This is a genomic window from Gilliamella sp. B3127, assembly GCF_026536935.1.
In the GTDB taxonomy this organism is placed as follows: Bacteria; Pseudomonadota; Gammaproteobacteria; order Enterobacterales; family Orbaceae; genus Gilliamella; species Gilliamella apicola_E.
Map to the genome: position 1 here is coordinate 100812 of NZ_JAFNNI010000004.1, position 20405 is coordinate 121216.

At 36.8% G+C, this 20405-nt stretch carries 21 protein-coding genes; 8 read left to right on the forward strand and 13 right to left on the reverse strand.

What is annotated here, in order from left to right; genetic code table 11:
* The 7 genes from J3U00_RS07745 to gatA all read right to left on the reverse strand — a co-directional run bounded on the left by J3U00_RS07745 (position 1) and on the right by gatA (position 6168).
* A complete protein-coding gene (locus J3U00_RS07745) occupies positions 1-855 on the reverse strand; it encodes a tagatose bisphosphate family class II aldolase (RefSeq protein WP_220225300.1) in 855 nt (284 codons plus the stop codon).
* 20 nt (positions 856-875) lie between these two features.
* Positions 876-1814 (reverse strand): tagatose-6-phosphate kinase, encoded by a 939-nt coding sequence (lacC, locus tag J3U00_RS07750; RefSeq protein ID WP_220225301.1) that lies wholly within the window; start codon positions 1812-1814, stop codon positions 876-878.
* A 203-nt stretch (positions 1815-2017) separates the two neighbouring features.
* Positions 2018-2791, reverse strand: coding sequence for a DeoR/GlpR family DNA-binding transcription regulator (locus J3U00_RS07755; RefSeq protein ID WP_065734965.1), 774 nt, complete (start codon positions 2789-2791; stop codon positions 2018-2020).
* Between the two features lie 93 nt (positions 2792-2884).
* Positions 2885-3928 carry an alcohol dehydrogenase catalytic domain-containing protein gene (locus J3U00_RS07760; protein WP_267332085.1) on the reverse strand — a complete coding sequence of 348 codons (1044 nt, stop codon included), beginning with the start codon at positions 3926-3928 and terminating at the stop codon, positions 2885-2887.
* A gap of 95 nt (positions 3929-4023) precedes the next feature.
* Entirely contained in the window at positions 4024-5409 is a 1386-nt protein-coding gene (locus J3U00_RS07765) for a PTS galactitol transporter subunit IIC (protein WP_267332086.1), read from the reverse strand.
* Between the two features lie 4 nt (positions 5410-5413).
* Complete coding sequence (gene gatB / locus J3U00_RS07770) at positions 5414-5698, reverse strand: PTS galactitol transporter subunit IIB (RefSeq protein ID WP_267332087.1); 285 nt, start codon at positions 5696-5698, stop codon at positions 5414-5416.
* Positions 5699-5715: 17 nt separating this feature from the next.
* A complete protein-coding gene (gene gatA, locus J3U00_RS07775) occupies positions 5716-6168 on the reverse strand; it encodes a PTS galactitol transporter subunit IIA (protein WP_267332088.1) in 453 nt (150 codons plus the stop codon).
* Between the two features lie 289 nt (positions 6169-6457).
* Here gatA and J3U00_RS07780 point away from each other — a divergent pair, with 289 nt between their 5' ends.
* Entirely contained in the window at positions 6458-6988 is a 531-nt protein-coding gene (locus J3U00_RS07780) for a gluconokinase, GntK/IdnK-type (protein WP_267332089.1), read from the forward strand.
* Between the two features lie 48 nt (positions 6989-7036).
* The gene (gene edd / locus J3U00_RS07785) at positions 7037-8842 is read left to right on the forward strand and encodes a phosphogluconate dehydratase (protein WP_267332090.1); all 1806 of its coding nucleotides are present in this window, start codon (positions 7037-7039) and stop codon (positions 8840-8842) included.
* Between the two features lie 89 nt (positions 8843-8931).
* Here the strand turns inward: edd and J3U00_RS07790 are convergent, their stop codons facing one another.
* Positions 8932-10653 (reverse strand): thiamine pyrophosphate-dependent enzyme, encoded by a 1722-nt coding sequence (locus J3U00_RS07790; protein ID WP_065562929.1) that lies wholly within the window; start codon positions 10651-10653, stop codon positions 8932-8934.
* 260 nt (positions 10654-10913) lie between these two features.
* Here J3U00_RS07790 and J3U00_RS07795 point away from each other — a divergent pair, with 260 nt between their 5' ends.
* Complete coding sequence (locus J3U00_RS07795) at positions 10914-12782, forward strand: SLC13 family permease (RefSeq protein WP_416380191.1); 1869 nt, start codon at positions 10914-10916, stop codon at positions 12780-12782.
* A 253-nt stretch (positions 12783-13035) separates the two neighbouring features.
* Positions 13036-13995 carry a methionyl-tRNA formyltransferase gene (fmt, locus tag J3U00_RS07800; protein ID WP_267332092.1) on the forward strand — a complete coding sequence of 320 codons (960 nt, stop codon included), beginning with the start codon at positions 13036-13038 and terminating at the stop codon, positions 13993-13995.
* 34 nt (positions 13996-14029) lie between these two features.
* On the opposite strand, the gene tehB is transcribed toward fmt, so the two are convergent.
* Positions 14030-14899, reverse strand: a complete 870-nt coding sequence (gene tehB, locus J3U00_RS07805; RefSeq protein WP_267332093.1) for an SAM-dependent methyltransferase TehB — start codon at positions 14897-14899, stop codon at positions 14030-14032.
* A 190-nt stretch (positions 14900-15089) separates the two neighbouring features.
* On the opposite strand from tehB, the gene fabI reads away from it, so the two are divergent.
* A complete protein-coding gene (gene fabI / locus J3U00_RS07810; RefSeq protein WP_065562933.1) occupies positions 15090-15878 on the forward strand; it encodes an enoyl-ACP reductase FabI in 789 nt (262 codons plus the stop codon).
* Between the two features lie 105 nt (positions 15879-15983).
* On the opposite strand, the gene ppnP is transcribed toward fabI, so the two are convergent.
* Complete coding sequence (ppnP, locus tag J3U00_RS07815) at positions 15984-16274, reverse strand: pyrimidine/purine nucleoside phosphorylase (protein ID WP_065562934.1); 291 nt, start codon at positions 16272-16274, stop codon at positions 15984-15986.
* A 243-nt stretch (positions 16275-16517) separates the two neighbouring features.
* Between ppnP and slyD the strand changes: the two genes are divergently transcribed.
* From slyD to J3U00_RS07830, 3 genes are all read left to right on the forward strand, one after another.
* On the forward strand, positions 16518-17084 hold the full coding sequence (slyD, locus tag J3U00_RS07820) for a peptidylprolyl isomerase (RefSeq protein ID WP_065562935.1): 567 nt from the start codon (positions 16518-16520) through the stop codon (positions 17082-17084).
* A gap of 161 nt (positions 17085-17245) precedes the next feature.
* Positions 17246-17917: a RadC family protein gene (radC, locus tag J3U00_RS07825; protein WP_065562936.1), complete on the forward strand. Its 672-nt coding sequence runs from the start codon at positions 17246-17248 to the stop codon at positions 17915-17917.
* A 48-nt stretch (positions 17918-17965) separates the two neighbouring features.
* Positions 17966-18169 carry a SlyX family protein gene (locus J3U00_RS07830; protein WP_220225311.1) on the forward strand — a complete coding sequence of 68 codons (204 nt, stop codon included), beginning with the start codon at positions 17966-17968 and terminating at the stop codon, positions 18167-18169.
* A 180-nt stretch (positions 18170-18349) separates the two neighbouring features.
* On the opposite strand, the gene rplQ is transcribed toward J3U00_RS07830, so the two are convergent.
* The 3 genes from rplQ to rpsD are packed head-to-tail and all read right to left on the reverse strand — an operon-like array spanning position 18350 to position 20401.
* The gene (rplQ, locus tag J3U00_RS07835) at positions 18350-18736 is read right to left on the reverse strand and encodes a 50S ribosomal protein L17 (protein WP_034884211.1); all 387 of its coding nucleotides are present in this window, start codon (positions 18734-18736) and stop codon (positions 18350-18352) included.
* Between the two features lie 29 nt (positions 18737-18765).
* Entirely contained in the window at positions 18766-19755 is a 990-nt protein-coding gene (locus J3U00_RS07840) for a DNA-directed RNA polymerase subunit alpha (RefSeq protein WP_065562938.1), read from the reverse strand.
* Positions 19756-19780: 25 nt separating this feature from the next.
* Positions 19781-20401: a 30S ribosomal protein S4 gene (rpsD, locus tag J3U00_RS07845; RefSeq protein ID WP_065558591.1), complete on the reverse strand. Its 621-nt coding sequence runs from the start codon at positions 20399-20401 to the stop codon at positions 19781-19783.
* Positions 20402-20405 lie beyond the last annotated feature (4 nt).

A 20405-nucleotide genomic window follows, 5' to 3' on the forward strand; every position in this document is an offset into this window, starting at 1 on the left:
TTATAGTTTACCTGCACTTCCACAAATACGAATTTTATCTTCCACAATTTTCGCCATTGCCAGTTTAGCCGGTTGCATGTAGTGCCTTGGATCGTTAGCATCCGGTTGAGCTTGAAAGTATTGTTTCAACGCATCTGAAAAAGCAATTTTTAATTCAGTTGCCACATTCACTTTACAGATACCTAATGAAATCGATTTTTTCACCATTGCTTCAGGTATTCCCGAAGCGCCATGCAACACCAGAGGAATCGCAACTTTATCGCGTATTTTGGCTAATCGATCAAAATCCAATTTAGGCTCACCTTTATACATACCATGAGCCGATCCAATTGCCACCGCTAAAGAATCGATGCCTGTTCGCTCGACATATTCCCTTGCCGCATCCGGATCAGTAAAGGCGCTGTCTTTATCATCCACAACAAGGTCGTCTTCTTGTCCACCCAGACGCCCTAATTCAGCTTCAACACTGGCATTAAATTTATGACTAAATTCGACCATTTTACGCACAATGTCAATATTTTCTTCAAAGGGATGATGTGAAGCATCTATCATAACCGAGCGAATACCGCCGGCAATTTTAGCTTGAATATCATCGACATCTTCATGGTGATCAAGATGCAAAGCAAACGGGAAATGTTTAATTTGGGCCGCTGTTTTACAAATGTTGATTAAATACTCTGTGCCGGCATAACGATAAGTGCCGGGTGTCGCGGCTAATATAACCGGAGACTGCAACTGTTTTGCGGTATCAACCACAACTTGAATTGTTTCAAGGTTGTGAATATTAAATGCCGGAACAGCATAATTTTCACGTTGCGCTTTTTTTAACATCTCTTGACTTGAAATAAGATACATAATAACTCCTTAATTAATATTTAATAAATTTGGTTAACAATAACTTGTTGGAAATAATCATCATAATTGTGCATATTCACAAAGCCGGTTTGCGATTCCATGGCATTTAACATGCCCATCGTCATCGCCCTTTTGAGCATGGTTTCTATCGATTCGTTTTCATGAATGCTTACTGCAAGACCCGCTAACGTCACATCGCCAGACCCAACCGGATTGACAACATCAATTTTAGGAATTGAAACTTGATAATATTGCTGATGACAACGAGCAAAAGCTCCATTTTTACCCAGTGAAATGATGATAAAAGGGATTGCATTCAGCAGTGGATGATCAACCGCCTTAATCAACGAAGCAGTATCATTAACATCAATATCCATCTGAATTATTTGTTGTAATTCATCTTTATTCGGCTTAATTAAGTAAGGTTTATGTTCAGAGACCAACGTAGCTAATAACATTTTGCCGGAGGAATCTAGTAAAACAGGAATGGCTTTTTTATTGGCGATTTGAATTAATGTGGCATAAAAATCAACCGGGAAACCTTGTGGTAGAGATCCTGAAATGGTCATTACCTTGGCTTTATCCACTAACGTTTGATAGTGCGCTAAAAAGGCATCCACCTCTTTTTGTTCGAGTGTTGGCCCAGATTCTAGAATTTCGGTTTGATTACCTTCATGTAATATCGCAATACAATTACGTGATTCATGTTTAGTAACATAAAAATGGTAATGGATATTGTCACTATCTAACTGTTTTTGAATATACTGGCCGGTTGTACCGCCAACAATACCTGAGGCTAACACATTGATGCCCGAAAATTTCACACCTCGTGTGACATTTAGCCCTTTACCACCGGCGGTTTTTTTAACATTTGTAACACGATTAATGTCATTAATATGGAGTGTATTGAGTGGATAAGAGATATCCACAGAAGGATTCATGGTAATTGTTAATATCATATTCTCGCCTACATATTGATTGCAAAATCATATCGTTGGGAGAAATAACAAGCTTAATCAATTAAATTAGTTTAATAATATTAATCAACATAATAGCCAACAACAATCCATTGTCATTATTACGTTAACTATATAAAATCAACTATTTAGCTAAAAAATCTTTTAAGCTTTATTCAAAAAGATACACAATCACCAGTCAGAATTTAAACAGCTATAAAATCAATGCCTTTTTCTTCAAATTGTTGTTTATAACTGTTATCGACATCAGTATCGGTAATAATGGTACTTAGTTTATTAAGTGGTAATACGATATTAATGCCATTTCGTCCAAATTTTGATGAATCTAAAACTGCAATAACCTGCCTTGCCGCATTAGCCATCACACTACTGATAGTGTAGCCTTCGTTAAACGTTGTTATTCCTCTTTTTGCATCTATTCCATCTGCACCAACAAACAAAATATCAGCAGAAATGCCGTCTAACGATTGCTCAGCAATTTTTCCATGAAAAGAACGAGTCTTATGCCTCAGCGTACCACCACACATAAATAACATAATGTCACTGTTATCCGACAAAATAAATGCAGAAGTAAGGCTGTTGGTAATGACAGTGATATGCTTGAGTTTTACTAACTCTTCAGCTATCAACATTGTAGTACTACCACTATCTAAAATAATGGTATCACCCTCTTTGACATGTTTAACTGCTTCAATTGCAATACGTTTTTTAGCCTCTATAAAACGCTGATAACGTTCTTCTAATTGCAATTCTTTAAATGATTTTAAATCGCCTTTACTCATGATTTTGGTTGCCCCGCCATGGAATCGAGTCAAAACACCTTGTTTTTCCAGCAAACGAAGATCTGTTCTGATTGTCACTTCCGAAACATCATATTGTCCTGATAAATCACTAACCAAAACAGTTCCTTTCGCATTAATAAGTTCGACTATTTGTTGACGTCTTTCACTTGCATTCATAATATTTCCTTTTTCGAAAATTCTTCAGCAGTGTATAACAAACAAAATCAAAAGATAAGCGCTCATTTTTAATAGCTGATCTAAATCAGATAATTAAATGCAATTTAATAAAATTTTACCGTTCATTGGATGACCGTTTAATGCACTAACTTGTTGAGTAAATTCATTAAAATCACCCACCCCTGCAATTAGCTCATCTAACCTGATTTTACCGTCAACAAAAAACTGACTAACGAGTTGCCACTCTTTGCCTGGCCATGGTGCAGAGTAATTCATCCAGCTTCCTAAGATCTCAAGCTCTTTTCGTAAAATCATCCCGAATGTTTTTTCTGAAAGGGTCACATCATGATGCAATGTGCCAATCAAACCGACTTTGGCTCTAGCGCCAGCTATTTCAATGGCTAAGCTTACTGTCGCTGGTGTGCCGGCGGTTTCTAACACCACCTGATCAAATCGATGTGGCATCAGTGCTTCATAGATCGCCGAAGCTGTCATATTTTTAGAGTGATAAACCGCATCAGCTCCTAGCTTTTTAGCCAGATCTAAACGCTCTTGATTAATATCTAATACCGCAACAAATTTAGCTCCCATCGCTTTGGCGCACTGCATAGCAAGCAAACCAATGGTACCGCCACCAACAATCACCACATTCTTATTTTGACAACCGTCAGCCAATAACAGTGCATGCATCCCAACAGTCATTGGCTCAAAAAATGCCCCTTCGATAGGGCTAACACTTTTCGGTAACTTAAAGGCGTTTCTCTTATTTATGACGATATACTGTGCCAATCCGCCAGTAATTCTTGAGCCAACGAAGGTGTAATGTTTACAAAGTGAATAGTAATGTTTTTGACACTCATCACATTTAAAACAAGGCAATAAAGGTACACAAGAGATCAGATCACCAATCTCAAACTCTGTCACATCGCTGCCCATTTCGACAACCGTACCACTAAATTCATGACCAAGTGTGATTGGGTAAAAATGTGCACCATGATGAAAAATGCGTGGAATATCAGAACCACATAACCCGCAATACGCCACTCTCACCAGAATTTGATCTGGTGAAGTGATTTTGGGCATCTCAATATCTTCTACAGATAAAGTCCCCTCATCATTAACAACGACTGCTTTCATATTATTTTCCTATGTTAATAATCAAATAGGTTGCTGTTCTAACGTCCACTGGTTTAACAGTGAACGTTACTTAATGGATTTAAAAAATGGCTTTTTTATTGCTCATTTACGCTATTTGCACCTTCTACATATTGCTGTTTTAATAACAATTTGTATTTTTGCGCGCGTTGCCAGGTCAAAAATAGGCAAAACAGGTAAAAGAGACCAATGCAGGCAAACCCGATCGGTTGTTTTAAATTAACCAGTTGAACTAAGATATAAGTAATTGGCGAACCACCTTGATCCATCGCACCAACCGAGATGCCATTACCAGCAGTAATAGTACCGGCATTGACGGCAAGCTGAGTGGTTAGTGGCACCATTTGCGTTGCAATCCATAAGGTAATAGCAATAATGATTGAACCGGAAATAATAATCCTAAACAGATTGCCTTGATGAATCGCCACACCCATTGCGATAAAAAAGCCGATAGTTGCTAAGTCACCAAAAGGAAGAACTTCATTACCGGGCAGCACAATGGCAATAAAAATACTTAACGGGATAAAAATTAAGCTGGCAGAAACAACAGTTGAATGACCTAACAATAGTGCCGGATCTAAACCGATAAGGAAGTCTTGCCCACCAAATTTTGATTGAAGATGTTTACGTGCTTGTTTAGATATTGGGGTTAAACCGTCCATGATAGGTTTAATTACTCTTGGCATTAATAGCATTACCGCTGCGGTTTGAATCGCAAGTTGCAAGGTCTGTTTAACCCCATAACCGGCTAATACGCCTAATAAAATCCCCATAAATAGACCAACTGTGACTGGCTCGCCAAATGCGCCAAATCTTTTTTGCATATCTACCGCATTGAAATTAATCTTTCTAATGCCAGGTATTTTTTCAATCACCGCATCGACAAATACCGCTATCGGTCCACAATAGGCCGAAGTACCATGTGGCACGGCAATGCCGTCAAGTTCAAAAAAATCTTTGGTATCTTTAGCAAACCAATCCCCCAATTTATAAGCAATAATTGCATGTACAACCACGCCAGCAATACCTAGCCAGTAAGAGCCGGTTGCAATATAAACCAGCGCCCCGCTGAAGGTCATATGCCAAATGTTCCAAATATCAACATTAACAACACGGGTTAATCTTAAAAGTAACATGGCAATGTTTACTGCAATGGCAATGGGAATGGCAACCAGCGCAATTTGCGATGCCCACGTCATAGGGGCTGCGCCAGGCCAACCAACATCGACAACATTCAAACTAATATCAAATCTTTCTGCCATAGCTTGAGCTGCCGGCCCAACTGAGCTGGTTAATAAGCCAACCACCAAACCAATACCGACAAAGCCAATCCCAATATGAATCCCGGCTTTTAATGCATCACCAATTTTCATTCTTAGCGAAAGTGAAAACAGAATAATCACAATGGGTAGCATTACAGACGGTCCCAAATCTAAGATGTACTGCATAATTTCAGTAAACATAGGTTCATCCTTTTAAAATTGACAATATTTTTGCTTTTAACTGCTCAATTCCAACGCCAGACACAAAAGGCATACCATGCACAATCGGAATATCGCCAAATGTTTGATCCATTTTTGCCGTCGTACAGATCAGGGCGACATCATCAATAAAGGTATTAATTTCATTAATACGACACTGCACTAAATCGAGCTCAATATTATTTTCATTACATAGCTCTTTTATCTCTTCTGCTGCTAAAGTTGACGTCGCAACGGCGCCACCACATGCAACAATAATCTTTTTTTTCATAATGCCTCCTAAACAACTTATTGATTAAATATCACTTCATTAAAACGTTCGACCACTTCGTTTTGTGAACGACTTAATAAAAAGTGATAAAATTCTTTATCTTGTAAATGGGTAAAAAGTGCTTTCAACAGTGATAGTTGATCAGCTGGTGAAGTCACTACCAATGAAATAATCAATGAAACATCAACGGTGCCATCTTCATCTGCACGTTGAAACGAAACCGGAGATTGGGTACGAAGAATAAAAATCGCAGGACTGTTAGCATGTTCAGCTTCACAATGTGGAATAGCCACCGCATAGCCATCGAGCAAAATACCGGTTGGATATAATGCTTCCCGATCAAGTAAAGCTTTCAAATGGCTCTGTTTGACAATCCCTTTTTTTTGTAAATGTTGACTTAAATAAGTCAGTAAGGCTAACTCATTGTCAAATTTAAGATTGTCTTCGAAAAGAAGCTGACATTTATTCATATTTACTCTCCATTTTTTATCTTTTTAATATTACGTTTTAAATTATAACTTTCGAAAACAAAAACAATATCGAAAGATTAAATACTTTCGAAATAAAAAACAAATAAGATTTTATATTTTTGTGATCGAAATCTATTTTTTAATATAAACTTGAGATCCCAAATCGTGATAAAGACCTTTACCCAAAACAAAGTATGATCCAGATCACAAAATCAACTTTTTTGAATTGCAATAATGGATTAAAATGTCAAAATGTTACCCGTAACAGGTTATTTTGGAGAATAACGTAATGACACAACAAAGGAAAAATGTTTTCGTATTCATGGGTGTATCAGGTAGCGGTAAATCGGTTGTTGCAAAACAAATAGCCGATAACCTAAATGCCGCTTTTCTAGATGGTGACTTTTTACATCCCAAAGCCAATATATTGAAAATGCGCAGCGGTACCCCGCTAAATGATAACGACAGGATGCCTTGGTTAAACTTAATTAGTAATGCTGCATTTGCAATGAGTAATGTCAATGATATTTCGATTATTATCTGCTCAGCATTAAAAGAAAAATATCGAGACATTATTCGTGGAGAAAATGAAAATGTGCACTTTATTTATTTAAAAGGAAGTTTTGATGTTATCTCCCAGCGTTTAGCTAAACGCCAAGGACATTATCAAAAAACAGGAATGCTACAGTCGCAATTTGATGCATTAGAAGAACCAACAGCCAATGAAAAAGATGTTTATGCTATCAATATTGAACAATCACTAAATGGTGTTATTGAAGATAGCATGAAGGTTATTAATTCGATATGTCATTGTGAATAAATTTATAAAAGTTTAGAAATTATAATAAATATAATCTAAGAGGTTAATGTGAATTCCACTATTTTAGCTGTAACTCAGCGCATTATTAATCGCTCTAAAGCAACACGTGAAGCTTATCTGCAAAAAATAGAACATGCTATGTTAAAGAAAGTTACCCGAGCAAGTTTGCCTTGTAGTAACTTAGCTCATGGCTTTGCCGCTTGTTGCCTCGATGAGAAAAATGATCTTAAAAATATATTAAAAAGTAATATCGGTATTATCAGTTCTTATAACGATATGTTATCAGCACATAAACCTTATGAATTTTATCCAGAACAAATTCGAAAAGTGCTACATGAAGTCGGCGCTGTTGGCCAAATGGCTGGAGGGGTACCGGCTATGTGTGATGGTGTAACTCAAGGCGAACCGGGTATGGAAATTTCGCTAATGAGTCGAGATGTAATTGCAATGTCTGTTGCCGTTGGGTTATCACATAATATGTTTGATGGCGCACTGTATCTAGGAGTCTGCGATAAAATTTTACCAGGATTATTTATTGGGGCCCTATCTTTTGGGCATTTACCCGCTATCTTTGTTCCTTCTGGACCGATGCCTTCAGGTTTACCAAATAAAGAGAAAGTTCGCATTCGTCAACTTTATTCAGAAGGAAAAGCTTCTCGCGAAGATTTATTAGAATCTGAATCAGCCTCATACCATACCAGTGGAACTTGTACGTTTTATGGCACGGCAAATAGTAACCAAATGGTCATTGAGTTAATGGGATTACATTTACCTGGAGCCGCTTTTGTTCACCCTGAAACAACATTACGCAATGAACTAACCAATGCCGCTGCAAGACAGATCACTCGTTTAACTAACCAATCAGGAAACTATATGCCCGTTGGTAAAATGGTGGATGAAAAAGTAATTGTTAATGGTTTAGTTGCGCTTTTAGCTACAGGTGGCTCAACCAATTTGACTATGCACATTGTCGCTATGGCTAAAGCGGCTGGTATTGTTATTAATTGGGACGATATTTCAGACTTATCAACAGTTGTTCCGTTATTGAGCCGAATATACCCTAATGGGCCGGCCGACATTAACTACTTCCAAGCAGCAGGTGGAACTTCATTATTGGTCCGAGAACTATTATCCGGTGGTTTGTTACATGAAGATGTTGAAACTGTAGTTGGCCATGGACTGAGCCGTTACACGAAAGAGCCAATTTTAGAAAATGGTAAACTCATCTTCCGCGAAGGTCCTAAAGAATCTTTAGATGAAAATGTGATTGCTTCAATAAAAAAACCTTTCAACTCTCATGGTGGCTTAAAAGTGATGTCTGGCAATTTAGGGAGAGCGATAATGAAAACGTCTGCAGTTACCGCTGAGCACCAAATTATCGAAGCACCTGCAGTAGTTTTTAATAGTCAGTATGATTTAGATGCAGAATATAAAGCTGGCAACCTCAACAAAGACTGTGTTGTAGTTGTTCGTTATCAAGGTCCAAAAGCTATTGGTATGCCAGAGCTACATAAATTAATAACACCATTGGGTGTTTTACAAGATCGCGGCTATAAAGTTGCGTTATTAACTGATGGACGGCTATCTGGCGCATCAGGCAAAGTACCGGCAGCTATTCATGTTACACCTGAAGCCTATGCCGGTGGATTATTAAGCAAAGTTGAACAAGGTGATATGATCAGAGTCAATGGTCAAACCGGTGAAATAACACTATTAGTTGATGAAAGTGAACTCGCAAAACGCAGTCCAGCACCAATCGATTTAACCGATTCCCATCAAGGTTTTGGTCGAGAACTTTATACAGTTGTTAGAGAAAATTTATCTTCAGCTGAAGAAGGCGCTGTTAGTTTTTAATCCAACTTATCTGCCGCAAAATGCGGCAGATATCGTAAAAATCCCTCTAAAAACCCCGTTCCTCAACTTTTTTTTATCTATTGCTTAGTCTATTTTTTTACAAAATTATCAACCAACAAATTAACCACATCTTTCATTTTGCCACTCAATGATGCTTTTACACTATAAAGCGCCATTCCCATTACTTGTGAAGTATGAATTTCAGGTGGCATAACTAATTCATATTCGTTTGTCTTAACATCTAATAATGCAGGTCCAGGGTGAGCTAAAAATGATTGCACTGCGGCTTCAAGCAAATCTGAACTATCGACACGAATTGCAAATAATCCCATCGCTTCAGCTACTTTAGCAAAATCAGGATTTTTTAAATCAGTATAGTGATCGACAAGCCCTTCTGATTTTTGTTCCAATTCAACAAAGTTAAGTGAGCTATTATTAAGCACAACAACTTTAATTGGCAGGTTTTCTTGGATTGTGGTTAACAAATCGCCTAACAACATACTAATACCACCATCTCCTGATAAGGTAATGACTTGACGATTAGGAAAAGCTTTTTGTACACCTAATGCTTGTGGCATCGCATTGGCCATAGTGCCATGTTTTAAACTAATAACGGTCCGTCTTTTACCATTGGTTGAAAAATGACGGCAAGCCCAAACCATAGCAGAACCAACATCTGCACATAGTACGGCATCATCATTGGCATATTTATCAATCAATTCGGTTAAATATTGAGGGTGAATAACCGTTTTTGATGGTATCGCTTTCTTACCTAATTTATCAATTGCTTTAGTGTGTAATTCACGACATTTATCTAAAAATGCACTGTCTGCTTTTTCATTAACTAATGGCAATAAAGCGGCTAGGGTTGGTTTACTTGCACCTACAACACCAATATCTACACTATGGCGATGACCAAGATGAGTTGCATCGATATCTACTTGAATAATTGTTGCGTCATCTGGATAAAATTGTGACCACGCAAAATCAACACCAAACATCAAAAGCACATCACACTCTTTTATCGCCGTTGCGCCAGACTCCATACCAAACATCCCTGTCATACCAACGTTATACGGATTATCATATTCGACGAAATCTTTAGCTCTTGAAGTATGAACAATTGGTGACTTTAATTTTTTTGCTAACGCAACTAATTCATCATGAGCTTCTGATACTCCATGACCTGCAAATATTGCCACTTTACTATTTTTATTTAGAATTTCGGAAATTTGTGCAAGCTCTTCATCAGATGGCCGAATTACTGGTTTCGGGTGAAAAATTTTATGTCCACTATTATCTTCAACTTTGACTAAACTTATATTATAAGGAATAACTATAACAGCAACACCTCGTTGATTTATTGCTGCTTGTACAGCCGCTGTAGTAATTCGTCGTGCTTGTGTTGGATCCGAAATTTGCTGACAAAAGACAGAACAGTTTTTATAAATAGATTCAAAATCAACCTCTTGCGGAAAATCAGTTCCTTGTTGAGAGGTAACTAACTGGCTAGCCAGTAAAACCAACGGTACTTTATTACGTTGTGCTTCATAAATACCATTTATAAAATGTAGGCTTCCTGGTCCACAAGAACCAGCACAAGCGGTTATTTGATCGGTAAGATAAGCTTCAGCCCCTGCAGCAAAAGCACCCACTTCTTCATGACGAACATGTACCCATTCAATATCGCTTTTTTTGATAGCAGACGTAATTTGATTTAAGGTATCTCCAACAATACCATAACAATGTTTAACCCCCGCTTGAGATAACACTTCAATAATAATTTCCGCAACTGACTTTTTTGATGACATACTGACTCCTAAATATGGTTTTAAAATTAAACGCATCAAGTTGACTAAATTACACCTAAGTTTTATAAATGCGAATAGTTTAAAAACAAAACAGCAAAAAATGTTAAAAATGTCATTTTAACCATAATTGATACTTGAGAATCTTTACTTCAAGATATTCCCTATTACAATAAATCAAGGTATTATGTCAAAAATATAATCAACTTCATGAGCTACCTTTTGTGGAACATTCGTCATCTGGACATAGTTTTTTATCATCAATGTCTGCTCTTTTACCTAATTATATAATCGAATATTACCCACTCATTACTGTTTGTTTGTTACTTTTTATTGCGATTTTATTGTTTTCATTCAGTAAATTAAGAATGGATATTATTGCGTTATTGACGATAACTGCAATTACCGTCACGGGTGTATTAACTCCGGCTGAAGCGCTTGCGGGATTTAGTGATCCCAATATTATCCTCATTGCACTGTTATTCGTAATCGGTGAAAGTTTAGTAAGAACGGGTATCTCTTACAAAATGAGTGAATATATCTTAAAAGCAGCAGGTAAAAATGATATTCGAATTATTAGCTTTATTATGTTAGGTGTAGCTTTACTGGGTTCGGTTATGAGCTCAACTGGTGTAGTTGCAATCTTTATTCCTGTCGCTATCAGTATTGCTAACCATACAGGTATCCATGTAAAAAAATTGATGATGCCACTGTGTATTGCTGCATTAATTAGTGGCATGATGACTCTTGTCGCAACAGCTCCAAACCTTGTAGTAAATAGTGAACTTAGCCGAGCTGCATTAACCGAGTTTGGCTTCTTTTCAATTACGCCAATAGGCCTTGGCGTATTAGTTGTTGGTGTGATTTATTGTTTATTAACACGCAATTGGTTACTGACAGCGGACCAAGTCACCGCTAACAATAGTTTACCTCAAAGACGTAAAATTACCGATTTAATTAGAGATTATAAATTAATTGGCCGAGCTCACCGCGCACAAATTCTTGCTGGTTCTCCTTTTGTTGGGCGAACCATTGATGGATTACATTTACGTACTGAGCATGGTGTAAATGTAATTGGTATTGAACGTTGGCGAAAATTCCAAAAAGTGCTCATCCCTGTAAATGGTAGTACTGAATTTAGAGAAAACGATATTCTTTTATTGGACATGTCTCATTCCGAAGCTGACTATCGCACATTTCTAACCACTAACAATCTTGAACCAAAAGTATTACGTGGTGAATATTTTTCAGAACAAGTCAAAGAAGTCGGTATGGCTGAAGTTGCGTTGCTGCCTGAATCATCATTATGTGGAAAGACTCTTAATGAAATTGATTTTAGGGAAAAATATTTTCTGACCGTTATTGGAATCTGGCGAAACCATGCACCAGTTGAAACCAATAACCTATTCCAAGAACGACTAGAAATGAGCGATACACTTTTGGTATGCGGAGACTGGGGATCTATACAAAAACTACAAACTCGGACTAGTGATTTTGTGGTACTTGATTACCCATCAGACATTGATGATGTTGCACCAGCAAGCTCTCAGGCTTTTATCGCACTATTTAATCTAGTAGTAATGATTATTTTAATGGTGACAGGTATTGTCCCAAATGTTGTTGCTGCACTGATTGCTTGTTTATTAATGGGAGCCACCCGCTGTATTGATATGGCAAATGCTTATAAATCAATTCATTGGCCAACATTAATTCTAATTATCGGTATGATGCCTTTCGCGGTAGCATTAAATAAGACGGGAGGGATTTCGCTCATATCACAATGGCTTGAAATCCACTTACGTTCATTTGGCCCTTACATGGTGTTAACTTTTATCTTTTTATTATGCTCAACGGTAGGATTGTTTATTTCTAATACCGCAACCGCGATTTTAATTGCACCAATTGCGATTGATTTAGCAATAAAATTTGGATATTCACCCTATCCATTTGCTATGACCGTTGCTATTGCGACATCTGCATCGTTTATTACACCTGTTTCATCACCTGTAAAAACAATGGTTGTTGCACCTGGTGGATATAGCTTTAGTGATTTTGTTAAAGTTGGTGTGCCGTTAACCTTCTTGGTTATGTTAGTTGATATAGCGTTGGTACCAATATTTTTTCCATTTTAAGTAAAATAAAAACATAATTAATTGGTTAAATATAAGGTTACTAAGTTGTTTGTGGATTTTTACTATTATTTTATCCACAAACTTTTCACCAGCTATTATGAGATTTCGCTATGATTCAAGATCACTTAACACTATAACCACCTTTACTCGGTATACATATGATATCCATTATGAGTACAGTGATGTGATTAAGGATTATTAGGTCAATTTAAAGTATAATATCTGTCATATTTTGATTATGGATATATTACACATGTCACACACAACAAATCCCCTAAAGATTATTTTTGCTGGCACGCCTGATTTTGCCGCTACCCATTTAAAAGCATTAATTGATGCTAAACATAATGTTATTGCAGTTTTTACTCAGCCCGATCGCCCTGCTGGACGTGGCAATAAGTTAACTTCAAGTCCGGTTAAACAATTAGCAATCGAAAATCATCTTCCTGTTTATCAACCTGCTACACTCAAAACTGAAGAAAATCAAAAAATCATTGCTGAGCTCAATGCCGACATTATGATTGTGGTGGCTTATGGTCTTATTTTACCGCAAGCTGTGCTTGATATGCCTAAACTAGGTTGTTTAAATGTGCATGGTTCATTATTACCAAGATGGCGAGGCGCAGCTCCTATTCAACGCGCTTGTTGGGCTGGTGATACTTTAACTGGTATCACAATTATGCAAATGGATGCAGGGCTTGATACGGGTGATATGTTATATAAACTCACCTGTCCAATAGAACCTTCTGATACCAGTGCAACGTTATATAACAAATTGGCGCAATTAGGTCCAGAAGGACTACTTGATACCTTAACACTAATTACCGAAGGAAAAATCCAACCTGAAAAACAAGATCCATCACAGGTCACTTACGCTGAAAAATTATCTAAACAAGAAGCTAAACTTGATTGGAACCTATCGGCACAGCAACTGGAACGTTGCATTCGCGCCTTTAATCCTTGGCCTGTTAGTTATTTTGACGTTAATGGCGAGCCAGTAAAGGTATGGCAAGCAGAAGTGATAAAAACATCCCACAATCGACCTGTTGGCACTATTTTACAAGCGGATAAAAAAGGAATATGTATTGCAACAAGTGATGGCGCATTAAATATGACACTTTTACAACCTGCTGGTAAAAAACCAATGTCTGCTCAAGATCTATTGAACTCTCGCAAAGCATGGTTTGAAGTAGGTAAGATACTGGGGAACTAGTTAAAAAGATATTACAGGATAAATTCCTGTAATATTATCGTTTTTTGGCTATTAGCGTCGCAAAGCGGAGCTTTATTCGGTTGCCATTGATATCCGTTTTATGCAGTTCGCCAACATCTTCATTGTATTTTAGGATGTCCCAATTTTGATAATAATTAAGTAACTCATTCTCTTTAAACGTAAACGAAAATCCTACAGTGCAAGGAAAATCATCAGTTGACATAGCGCAAACAATTAAATTATAACCACCCGTTTTAGTTATGTTTTGCATATTATGAATGATATCGGGAATTCTATCTGGTTGTAAAAACATCATTACAACAGTTGAAATAATTAAATCGTAGTTACCTTTTAAATTAGCCTGGTTAATATCATAAATAGATGCATTGATATGCGATAAATGATCGTTTGCAATAATTTCTTGTAAATTACTAATACTCATTTCTGACTTATCAACGGCATCAACATCAAAACCAAGTAGCTGTAAATAGAGTGAATTACGGCCTGAGCCACAACCTAAATCTAACGCTTTTCCGACCTGAATGATTTGACAGACTTCCAACACGTCAGAATGGGTTTTAGTCATCTGATATTTTTTCTGACTATAATCCTCAGGTTGACAATAAAAAGCCAACTGGCACTGCAAATCATCTGAAACTTGAGCTATTCGATGCCATTGCTGAGGCTCAATAAATGGAGGCTGATGCTGAACATCAAAAACATATTGAGAAACAATATCGCCTTGCTCGGTTAACATATCAAAATTGATATGACCTTTTATGATGTTTAATTTTGCCCAAGTACCTAGTTGTGTATTATGTTTTTCACGAAACAAATCGGGTAAAGTTTTTGTATCCCAAACAGGTAACGTTTTATAACAAACTAAATCTTTATCTTTCATCATGAAGTACCAACAATGTCATCTAATAGTTTAGTATTATAGTCAAGTATTAATTAAATAAACAACTTATTTTTTAGAAATAAAATGACGATTAAATAAGGAAAAATAAATTTATAGTAGCGAAGTTAACTATATCAACATATAATCATCAGCATTCTAGAATATATAGTAAAAAATATTAGAGGAACAATTTATGGGATTTTTAACAGGTAAACGCATACTGGTTACCGGCGTTGCAAGTAATCGTTCTATTGCTTACGGTATTGCAAAAGCGATGCACCGTGAAGGCGCAGAATTAGCTTTTACTTATCAAAGCGAAAAATTAAAAGGCCGTGTTGAAGAGTTTGCTGCTGATTTTAATTCTAAAATCGTTTTACCTTGTGATGTTGCGCATGATGAAAGCATCACAACATTATTTACAGAGCTAGCTAAAACTTGGGATAAATTCGATGGTTTTGTTCATGCAATTGCCTTCGCTCCTGGTGATCAATTAGATGGTGATTATGTTAATGCGGTAACTCGTGAAGGTTTTGCCATCGCACATGATATTAGCTCTTATAGCTTTGTTGCTATGGCTAAAGCTTGTCGTTCAATGCTAAATCCTGACTCAGCATTAGTCACTCTTTCTTATTTAGGCGCTGAACGTGCAATTCCTAATTATAACGTTATGGGTCTTGCTAAAGCATCTTTAGAAGCAAATGTACGTTACATGGCAAATGCAATGGGACCTGAAGGTATTCGTGTAAATGCAATTTCTGCTGGCCCTATTCGTACTTTAGCTGCATCAGGAATTAAAGATTTCAAAAAGATGTTATCACATTGTGAATCAGTAACCCCTATTCGTCGTACAGTAACCATTGAAGACGTAGGTAATTCAGCTGCATTCTTATGTTCAAATTTATCGTCAGGTATTACAGGTGAAGTCATTCATGTTGATGGTGGCTTTAGCATCGCAGCGATGAATGAATTAGAACTTAAGTAATATAGTAGAATATTTTAATGAAAGGCTAATTGTAAAATTAGCCTTTTTTATTGCATAAAAGTAAATCTATCAATGATTAAGCTTTCTTAGATTTAATATGAATGCCTATTTTGCTAAGTAACGACACAAATAAACTGTTGTCTCGCTGACTTGCACATCAAATTGACTCTCTTTGGCGACATGAAAAATCTGCCCGGCTTCAAAAATTTGCCAATCAGTTGCAGTAGGTAATAAAACTTTGAGCGAACCAGTTATCACTGTCATTTCTTCTGGATTATTGGTACTAAAAACATATTCGCCAGGCATCATCACACCAACAGAGGCTTTACCCGTTGAGCCATTTTCAAAACCTATAGACTTCACTTTCCCATCAAAATAATCATTAATTTCTAACATAAAAACCCCTCTCCTCAACTTTTTTTATAAATTTTATTAAACTTATTATTATCAGCTTAATTGATTTCAATTAGCTATCCAACGATTATTTATTAGTTAAAAGTTATTTTTTTAAACCAAAATCGCATCAATAACTAAGATAATATTAAAACTTCCTAAATTACAAAGAAAATAGCATACAGAAGCGTTTTTTTCCGTTAAAATTTAACATTATTTGCTCAGTAACAGTTTGTTGGAGAAAACATGAAAATAGCAAAAAATACAGTTGTAAGTTTAGCATATAAAGTTCGTACAAAAGATGGCGTGTTAGTTGATGAAGCTACAGCAGCTGCGCCACTTGAATATTTACAAGGTGCAGGAAACTTATTACAAGACCTTGAAAATGCGTTAGAAGGCCATCAAGTTGGTGATAAATTTGATGTGGAATTAGTTAACCCTTATGGTGATTTTAACGATGCATTGGTACAAAATGTACCGCGTGATGTTTTTGTTGGAGTTGATGACCTCGAAGTTGGTATGCGTTTTTTTGCTGATACTGACCAAGGTTCTTTACCCGTTGAAATCACGGCTATTGATGGCGATACCGTTACTATTGATGGTAACCATATGTTAGCTGGCCAAGACTTAAATTTTAATGTTGAAGTACTTGCTATTCGTGAAGCGACACCTGATGAGATATCTCATGGTCATATTCATGGTGCACACGATCATGGACATGGTGGCTGTGGTTGTGGTGGTCACGATGATCATGACGATGATGAAGAAAGCGGTTGTTGTGGCGGTGGAAACGGCAGTTGCGGATGTCACTAATATTTAAATAAAATAGAATTTTAAAAGCGCTGATTAGCGCTTTTTTTGTAAAATAGTCTCGATCTTTGCGAACCATTTCACAACTTTTCATCTGTTTCGTTATCAATTTATAAAAATTAATCAATAATCTCATTTTAAAAAAAATGGAAATACCAATAATTATGTCAACACAATGCAGACTTTTGATGCCACGAGAAAAATTATTACAATTTGGTGTTGAAGCGCTGTCAGATGCTGAATTACTTGCTCTTTTTTTACGTACGGGAACTCGTAATTTACCAGTATTAACGTTATCCCAAAAATTATTAAATGAATTCGGTTCCTTTTACCATTTAATGAATGCAAGTCATGATGAATTTTGTAAAAAAGAAGGTTTGGGAACAGCTAAATACACTCAATTGAAAGCGGTGGTTGAACTATCTCATCGTTATTTAAAAGTTAAAATGACCAAAGAAAATTATCTTACATCACCTACTTTAACTCATCATTATCTAGCTAATCGTTTAATGGATAAAGATCGTGAAATTTTTATGGTTATTTTTCTAGATAACCAGAATCACGTGATTAATTGTGAGGAGATGTTTGTAGGAACATACAACTGCGTTGAGGTTCATCCTAGAGAAGTCGCTAGAAAAGCCTTACAATACAATGCGGCAGCATTAATTTTAGCACATAACCATCCTTCAGGCTTAGCTGAACCAAGTCAAGCTGATCGTGCATTAACTAAAAAAATCGAACAAGTTTGTGAATTAATTGATGTCCGAGTTATCGATCATCTCGTCATCGGTAAAGGTGAATACGTCTCTTTTGCGGAACGAGGATGGATTTTATAATAACTTTTACTTACAATATAAAATTAAATAGCCATTAAGTAACAGACTATGAACCAACAATTGGAATTATTAGAAACAAAAGTTGCATTTCAAGAGATGACCATTGAAGAATTAAATCAAATGGTGGTTAATCTACAAGCCGATATCAGCAAACTTAAAGAACAATTAACGTTATTATCACAAAAATTACAAGCAAACCAAACATCGAACATAGCAAGTTTATCAGAAGAAACTCCGCCCCCACATTATTAACTTATAGCATTAAAATGTTTTGAAAAATTCCTGCTAATTACGGACAAAATGGTGGCTATATCATTTGCCATTTCGTTTAAAATTGCTGGTACTTATATTAAACTTTGGTTGATAAATCTATAATAATTAGCTAATAAAAAACCGGCTCATTAGCCGGTTTTAATTTTAAGCTTTAATTATTTATTCAGCTGCTGCTTCTGCTTCTACAGCAGGGCGATCAACTAATTCAATATAAGCCATTGGAGCATTATCTCCATCACGGAAACCACATTTTAAAATGCGTACATAACCGCCAGGACGGGTAGCAAAACGTGGGCCTAAATCTGAAAATAATTTTTTCACTGTATCTTTATCACGGATACGAGCAAAAGCCAAACGGCGATTAGCTACGCTATCGCTTTTGGCTAGCGTAATTAACGGTTCAACAACACGACGCAACTCTTTTGCTTTAGGCAATGTAGTTTTGATGATTTCATGTTCAACAAGTGAACTAGTCATGTTACGAAACATTGCTTGACGATGGCTGCTATTTCGGTTCAGTTGACGACCACTTTTACGATGGCGCATAACTTTATCCTTCTTATATAAATTTTATTTTAGTCTTCAACAATACTTGCTGGTGGCCAGTTCTCAAGACGCATGCCTAAAGACAAACCACGAGATGCGAGCACATCCTTAATTTCAGTAAGTGATTTCTTACCAAGATTAGGGGTTTTAAGTAACTCAACTTCGGTACGTTGTACTAAATCACCAATATAATGAACTGCTTCTGCTTTTAAGCAATTAGCAGACCGAACAGTTAATTCGAGATCATCTACTGGACGTAGAAGAATCGGATCAAATTCCGGTTTATCTTCTTTAACTTCAGGTTGACGTACATCACGTAAATCAACGAAAGCTTCAAGTTGTTCAGCCAAAATAGTTGAAGCACGACGAATAGCCTCTTCAGGATCAATCGTACCATTAGTTTCCATATCAATAACTAATTTATCTAAATCGGTACGTTGTTCCACACGAGCCGCATCGACAGAATAAGCGATACGCTCGACTGGGCTATAACATGCATCAACTAATAGACGACCAATCGGTCGCTCTTCATCTTCTGACTTAACGCGAGCAGAAGCAGGGACATAACCACGTCCTCGTTGTACACGAATACGCATACTAATTGAAGCATTGGCATCAGTAAGATGACAAATTACTAAATCAGGATTAACAATTTCAACATCACCATCGTGAGTGATATCTGATGCAGTTACCGCACCTACCCCTGATTTATTTAAAGTCAGCATAACATCATCTTTAGTATGTACACGTACTGCTAATTTTTTCAAATTAAGCAGAATATCAAGCACATCTTCTTGAACGCCTTCTTTAGTACTATACTCATGCAGAACACCGTCAATTTCAACTTCGGTCACTGCATATCCCGGCATAGATGATAATAAAATGCGGCGTAGTGCATTACCTAAAGTATGTCCAAAACCACGCTCAAGTGGCTCTAAAGTCACTTTTGCATGAGTTGGGCTGTATTGAACAACGTCAACTAGGTGAGGTTTTAAAAACTCTGTTACAGAACCCTGCATTATGTCCTCTCTTAAGTGCTAAACTTTACTTAGAGTAAAGTTCGACGATCAAATGTTCGTTGATGTCAGCAGATAAATCTGAACGTTCTGGTAAGCGTTTGAACACACCTTCCATTTTGCTAGCATCAACTTCTAACCATGTTGGTTTTTCACGTTGTTCAGCTAACTCTAAAGCGGCTTTAATACGTGCTTGTTTTTTAGATTTTTCACGAACACTAATCACATCTTCAGGTGAAACTTGATAAGATGCGATGTTAACAACGTGACCATTAACAAGAACAGCTTTATGACTAACTAATTGACGAGCTTCAGCACGAGTTGCACCGAATCCCATACGATAAACAACGTTATCTAAGCGACGTTCTAAAAGACCTAACAAGTTTTCACCTGTATTACCTTTAATACGCGCTGCATTTTTGTAGTAATTACGGAATTGACGTTCTAGAATTCCATAAATACGTCTAACTTTTTGTTTTTCGCGTAACTGAACACCATAATCTGATAAACGCGGTTTACGCGCACCATGTTGTCCAGGAGCTTGTTCTAACTTACATTTACTGTCAACCGCTCGGACGCCAGACTTAAGGAATAAATCTGTACCTTCACGACGACTTAATTTGAGCTTTGGTCCCAAATATCTTGCCATTTTT